The sequence below is a fragment of the Kitasatospora sp. NPDC056184 genome (assembly GCF_042268405.1).
Classification (GTDB): Bacteria; Actinomycetota; Actinomycetes; order Streptomycetales; family Streptomycetaceae; genus Kitasatospora.
On sequence record NZ_JBHJUI010000009.1, the window covers coordinates 321,968 to 328,503 of the forward strand.

Sequence of the window (6,536 nt, forward strand, 5' to 3'; positions counted from 1 at the left end):
GAACCGCTCCGCGCACCGGCCCGAGGGCGCGCCGGTGCGCGGAGCGGCGCCGCGCCGCACCCCACACCCTCACCGATCCAGGAGCACCACCGATGACCGCGCCCACCCCGCACCCCAGCACCGAGGGCCGTACCCCCTACCCCGTCGGCCTGCTGCTGGCCGGCCGCCGCGTCGTGGTGGTCGGCGGCGGGCACGTCGCCCAGCGACGGCTGCCCGCCCTGCTCGCCACCGGTGCCGAGGTGCACCTGATAGCGCCGGCCACCACCCCGGCCGTCCAGGCGATGGCCGACGCCGGGGAGCTGACCTGGCACCGGCGGCCCTATCAGGAGGGCGACCTCGCCGACACCTGGTACGCGCTGGTGGCCACCGACGACGCGGCGGTGAACGCCGCGGTCAGCGCGGAGGCCGAGCGCGAGCGGGTGTTCTGCGCCCGCAGCGACGACGCCTCCGCCGCCACCGCGTGGACGCCGGCCAGCGGGCGCGACGCCGGGGCGACGGTCGCCGTCCTCACCGGCGACCCGCGGCACTCGGCCGCGCTGCGCGACTCGATCGTCGAGGGGCTGCGGGACGGCTCGCTCGCCGCCCGGCAGTACCGCGCGCGCGGCGCGGGGGTGGCGCTGGTCGGCGGCGGCCCGGGCGACCCGGACCTGATCACGGTGCGCGGCCGGCGGCTGCTGGCGGACGCGGACGTGGTGGTGGCCGACCGCCTGGCGCCGCGCGAGCTGCTGGCGGAGCTGCCGGAGCACGTCGAGGTGATCGACGCGTCGAAGATCCCGTACGGGCGCTTCATGGCGCAGGAGGCGATCAACCGGACGCTGGTCGAGCACGCCAAGGCCGGCAAGTTCGTGGTGCGGCTGAAGGGCGGCGACCCGTACGTGTTCGGGCGCGGCGGCGAGGAGCTGCTGGCCTGCGCCGAGGCCGGGCTGCCGGTCACGGTGGTGCCGGGCATCTCCAGCTCGATCAGCGTGCCGGCGGCGGTCGGTGTGCCGGTCACCCACCGGGGGATGACCCACGAGTTCACGGTGGTCTCGGGCCACGTGGGACCGGACGACGAGCGGTCGCTGACCGACTGGGGGGCGCTCGCCCGGATGACGGGCACGGTGGTGCTGCTGATGGCCGTCGACAAGATCGGCGCGATCGCGGCCCGGCTGATCGCGGAGGGGCGCGCCGCCGACACCCCGGTGGCCGTCGTCCAGGAGGGCACCACCGCCGCCCAGCGCCGCGTCGACGCCACCCTGGCCACCGTCGCCGCCACCGTCGAGGCCGAGGGCATCAGGCCCCCGGCGGTCATCGTCATCGGCGACGTCGTCAACGTCCTGGCCCCCGCCACGGCCCCCGGCGCCTGACCCCCGAGTTCCTTCCCGTCAGCACTCCGCGAACAGCGGTGTTCGCAGAGTGCTGACACACAACCGCGGCTCAGCGCCTCGGCGCCACCGTTCCGCGCCCTTCGCACCGTGTGCGCTGCGCGAAGGGCGCGCCCCGGCGCCCGGCTACTCCAGCGGCTGCTCCGTCCAGATCACCTTCCCGGTGGCCGTGTACCGCGTCCCCCACCGGTCCGCGAACTGAGCGACCAGGAACAGCCCGCGCCCGCCCTCGTCCGTGGTGGCCGCGTACCGCAGGTGCGGCGAGGTGCTGCTGCCGTCCGACACCTCGCAGATCAGCGACCGGTCGAGCAGCAGCCGCACCTTGATCGGCCCCGTTCCGTACCGGATCGCATTGGTCACCAGCTCGCTCAGGATCAGCTCGGTGACGAACGCCGCCTCCGTCAGCCCCCACTCCTCCAGCCGCTCCGCGACCGCCGCCCGCACCCCCGCGACCGCCGCCGGATCGGACGGCACCTCCCACTGCGCCACCTGCTCCGCCGGCAGCCCCCGGGTCCGCGCCACCAGCAGCGCGATGTCGTCCTGCGGCCGCGCCGGCAGCAGCGCCCCCAGCACGTCCGCACACGTCTGCTCCGGCGTCCGCGGCGGCCCCGTCAGCGCCGTCCGCAACAGCTCCAGCCCCTCGTCGATGTCCCGCTCGCGGTCCTCCACCAGCCCGTCCGTGTAGAGCACCAGCCGACTGCCCTCCGCCACCTCCAGCTCCACCGTCTCGAACGGCAGCACCGCCAGCCCCAGCGGCGGCCCCGTCGGCAGCTCCGGGAACACCACCGACCCGTCCGGCCGCACCAGCGCCGGCGGCGGATGCCCCGCACTCGCCGCCGTGCACCGCCGCGCCACCGGGTCGTAGATCAGGTACAGACAGGTCGCGCCCGTCACCGCCGCCGAACCGCCGGTCGCCGACTCCTCCAGGTCGATCCGGTTCACCAGCTCGTCCAGGTGCCCCAGCAGCTCGTCCGGCGGCAGGTCCAGCGTCGAGAAGTTGTGGATCGCCGTCCGCAGCCGCCCCATCGTCGCCGCCGCGTGCAGCCCGTGCCCGACCACGTCCCCCACCACCAGCGCCACCCGGGCCCCCGGCAGCGGGATCAGGTCGAACCAGTCCCCGCCCACCCCCGCCTGCGCCGGCAGGTACCGGTGCGCCACCTCCAGCGCGTTCTGCTCCGGCAGGCTGCGCGGCAGCAGACTGTGCTGCAAGGTCACGGCCATCGCGTGCTCCCGGGTGTACCGGCGCGCGTTGTCGATGCACACGGCCGCGTGCGCGACCAGCTCCTCGGCCAGCGCCAGATCCTCCTCCTCGAACGGCTCCGCTCCCTCCGCGCGCCAGAACCGGGCGATCCCCAGCAGCGCCCCGCGCGCCTTGAGCGGCACCCGCACCAGCGAGTGCACCCCGTACTCCAGCACCCGCGCCGCGGCCTCCGGATCCTGCTCCCGCCACCCGGGCGCCTCCGCCAGCCGCGGCTCCAACCCCGGCAGCCCGCTGCTCAGCGCCCCCGCCAGCGGCGTCGACGGCGCCACCTCCTGCACGGTGCCCACCGGGTAGAACGGCGCGTCGTCCCGCACCGCCGCCAGGGCCGCCCGCCGCATCCGCAGCAGCCCCGCGCCGGACGGCGGCTCGTCGCCCTCCAGCACCTGGTCCGCGAGGTCCACCGTGACGATGTCGGCGAACCGGCCCACCGTCACCTGCGCCAGCTCCTCCGCCGTCCGCGTCACGTCCAGCGTGCTGCCCACCGTCACCCCGGCGTCGTAGAGCAGCCGCAGCCGCCGCTGCGCCACCTCGGCCCGCCCGGACAGCGCCAGCAGCTCCGTGGAGTCACGCAGCGTCGCCACCGACCCGGGCGGGCCGCCGTCCCGGTCCGTGGGCCGCACGTTCACCGCCAGCAGCCGCTCGCCGGCCAGCACCACCTCGTCGGTCACCGGCCGCCCGTCGGCCAGCAGCTCCAGCGGCGCCGGCTCCAGGCCCAGCTCGGTCAGCGGACGGCCCTCGGCGTCCGGCGGCAGGTCCAGCAGCCGGCGCGCCTCGTCGTTGCAGAGCAGCAGCCGCCCGTCGCCGCCGACGATCAGCACGCCCTCGCGCACCGCGTGCAGCACCGCCGCGTGGTGCTCGTACATGCGGGTCATCTCGGCCGGCCCCAGCCCCCGGGTCTGCCGCTTCAGCCGCCGGCTGATCAGCGCCGTCCCACCGGTCGCCAGCGCGAGCCCGACGGCCGCCGCGCCGAGCACCACCGGCAGCTGCCGCTCGCTGGCGCTGCTCACGTTGGCGACCGTGATGCCCGCCGACACCGCTCCGACCACCTGCCCGTCCGGCGCGCGCACCGGCACGACCGCCTGCACCAGCGCCCCGATCGTGCCGGTGACGTGCTCGGTCACCACCTGTCCGGCCAGCGCCGGCCGGTAGGTGCCGATGAACATCTGGCCGATCCGGGCCGGGTTGGGGTGGGTGAGGCGGATGCCGTCGGTGTTGATCACGACGATGAAGTCCACGCCCGCGTTGATCCGCGCCGACTGCGCGGCAGGCTGCAGGATCGCGGTCGGGTTCGGCGAGCGCAGTGCCGCGGCGGTGCCCGGCGCGTTGGCGAAGGTCTGGGCGACCGCCACCGAGCGGTTGGTGGCCTCCTGCCGGGCGTCGTTGCGGGACTGCACCAGCAGCGCGACCACGGCCGCCACCACCAGCAACAGCACGACCACGACCTGCAGCGCGAAGACCTGTCCGGCCACCGACCGGACCCGGGCCGGTGGGGTCCGGGCCGTTCGTGATCGCTGGTGCCGACCGTGGGGGCGCCCACCGGGCGAGCCGGCGACGGTACCGGTGGATCGGGAGGCGGACGGGGAAGCGGCCGCACCGGGGTCCGACGGAGTCCAAGATCGGCCCGGAAAACGGGCCATACGTCATATTTGCACTCCGCGTGGCGGCGGGCCAAGGGCGGCCACCCCGACCATTGGGCCGGTTGGCCTTCCCCGGCCCGACTTGGCAAGATCGCAGGGTGTCCGAACCCAGCACCATCACCGACCCCGCCGACCCGCGCCTCGCCGACTACACCGGCCTGACCGACGTCGAACTCCGCCGCCGCCGCGAACCCGCCGAGGGCCTGTTCATCGCCGAGGGCGAGAAGGTCGTGCGCCGCGCCCTGGCGGCCGGCTACCGGATGCGGTCGATGCTGCTGACCCCCAAGTGGCTGGACGTGATGGCCGACGTCATCGCCGAGGCCGACGCCCCCGTCCACGTCGTCGAACCCGCCCTGGCCGAGGCCGTCACCGGCTACCACGTCCACCGCGGAGCCCTCGCCTCGATGGAACGGCAGCCCCTGCCGGACGCCGCCGAACTGCTGGCCGGCGCCCGCCGGGTGGCCGTTCTGGAGGGCCTCGTCGACCACACCAACCTGGGCGCGATCTTCCGCAGCGCCGCCGCCCTGGGCATGGACGCCGTCCTGCTCTCGCCCGACTGCGCCGACCCGCTCTACCGGCGCGCGGTGAAGGTCTCGATGGGGGCCGTCTTCGCCGTCCCGTACGCCCGGCTGGACCCCTGGCCGACCGCCCTGGACACGGTGCGCGCCGCCGGCTTCGGCCTGCTCGCCCTCACCCCGGCCGACACCGCCGTCGACCTGGCCGAGCTCGCCCCGCACCGCCTCCCCAAGGCGGCCCTGATGCTCGGCGCCGAGGGCGACGGCCTCACCCCGCGCGCCCTGGCCGCCGCCGACCATGCGGTCCGCATCCCGATGGCCCACGGCGTCGACTCCCTCAACGTCGGCGCCGCCGCAGCCGTCGCCTTCTACGCCGTCACCGCCACCGCCTGACCCCCGACCGCCCCCAGGAAGTCGGCCCCGCCGACTTCCTGCTCCGGTCGGCCCGGACGGTGGTGGGGTGCCTCGGCCCGCTCCGGTCCCCGTTGCCGAGGGCGGGTTGCCGTGCGTGGAAAGTCGGCCCCGCCGACTTCCTGCTCCCGGTGTCAGCCCGCCGGGGCGGTCGGGGGCGCGGGGGCGGCGGCGGGGGGCGGGGTGGTGACCGGGGGAGTCATGGTGGGGGAGCCGGGCCAGGACTCCTCCAGGGTGCCGTCCGCGCGCAGCGTGTAGCGGGTGGAGGTGGCGGCCCCGGTCTGGGCGACCCGCTCCTCCCGCACCAGCGCCCCGCCGTCCAGCCGCCACGCCGCCGTCGCCTGCGGATCCGCCGCCGAGGAACGCGAGGTCAGGGCGACCGGGGCGTCCCCGGTGAAGGAGAACAGCTGCACCAGGTCGACCGGCACCGACCCCTCCGAGCGCCGCAGCACGACCAGTGCCGCCGGCGCGCCCTTGTACCGGGCCGGGAGCACCGCGCTCAGCACGACCTGCGGGCCCGCGCCCGCCGAGCGGCCGTCCCGCAGGGAGATCGCCGGACCGCCGGCCGGGTCGGCGTAGGAGCGGTTCGGCCAGTCGACCGCCGGAGCCGCGCCCTGCGCCGGCAGCAGCGCGCTCTCCGCGCCGCCGCCCGCCGCGGCCCCGTGCGCCGCGGCCGCCAGCGGGGTGGTCGACGCGGCCAGGCCGTCCGCCGAGAGCCCCGCCCCGGTCGAGGCCTCCGGGGCCGTGGCGGACGCGGGCGGGGCCGACGCGGTCGCGGAGCTCGACGGCGCCCGCAGCCCTTGCTTGTCCCGGTTCTCGCACCCCTGTGCCGCCGCGATGGCCAGCGCGACCCCCACGGTCACCGTCACGAACACCACCAGCCGCTGCCGCAGCAGCCGCTGCCGCGCCGTCCCGGGGCGCCCGCCGGGTGCGGGCGTGTGCTGCCGGTCGCCCGCCCGGCCGCGCGGCGCGCCCGGCCGCTGACGGCGCTCGCGCGCGGGCGGCGGGGTCTGCTGGCGCTCGCGCATCGGCCGGGTGGCCTGGACGGCCTCGGGCCGGGGGAGCGGCGCGGTGGCCGCCTGCCCGTCGGCCGGCCCGGGGGCCCGGCGCGGTGCGCCGCCCGCCGTGCCCGCCCGGGCCCGCGCGGAGGCGGCGGCCTGCTCGGGTGCCCGCCCGGGTGCCGGGACGCCCCGCGGTGCGGTGGCCTGCGGAGCGGTCGGCGCCGTCCCGGCCGGACGCGTCGGATGCCCTGGCTGCGCCGGGCGTCCCGGGTGCCCCGGAGCCCCGGCCCGGTCCGCGCCGGGCCCCGCGGTGCCCCGGACGGCGCCCGCCCGGCCCGTGCCCGCGC

General features: G+C 77.2%; 3 protein-coding genes and 1 pseudogene. 2 read left to right on the top strand and 2 right to left on the bottom strand.

Features of this window, described 5'->3' with window-relative positions; genetic code table 11:
* The first annotated feature begins 92 nt into the window (after window positions 1–92).
* Window positions 93–1,346 (top strand): uroporphyrinogen-III C-methyltransferase, encoded by a 1,254-nt coding sequence (gene cobA, locus ACFC0B_RS20635; protein ID WP_376087428.1) that lies wholly within the window; start codon window positions 93–95, stop codon window positions 1,344–1,346.
* Window positions 1,347–1,490: 144 nt separating this feature from the next.
* On the opposite strand, the gene ACFC0B_RS20640 is transcribed toward cobA, so the two are convergent.
* A complete protein-coding gene (locus tag ACFC0B_RS20640; RefSeq protein ID WP_376087429.1) occupies window positions 1,491–4,262 on the bottom strand; it encodes a SpoIIE family protein phosphatase in 2,772 nt (923 codons plus the stop codon).
* Window positions 4,263–4,360: 98 nt separating this feature from the next.
* Between ACFC0B_RS20640 and ACFC0B_RS20645 the strand changes: the two genes are divergently transcribed.
* Window positions 4,361–5,170 carry a TrmH family RNA methyltransferase gene (locus ACFC0B_RS20645; protein ID WP_376087431.1) on the top strand — a complete coding sequence of 270 codons (810 nt, stop codon included), beginning with the start codon at window positions 4,361–4,363 and terminating at the stop codon, window positions 5,168–5,170.
* Between the two features lie 152 nt (window positions 5,171–5,322).
* On the opposite strand, the pseudogene ACFC0B_RS20650 reads toward ACFC0B_RS20645, so the two are convergent.
* Window positions 5,323–6,536: pseudogene (locus ACFC0B_RS20650) on the bottom strand (hypothetical protein); the annotation flags it as partial.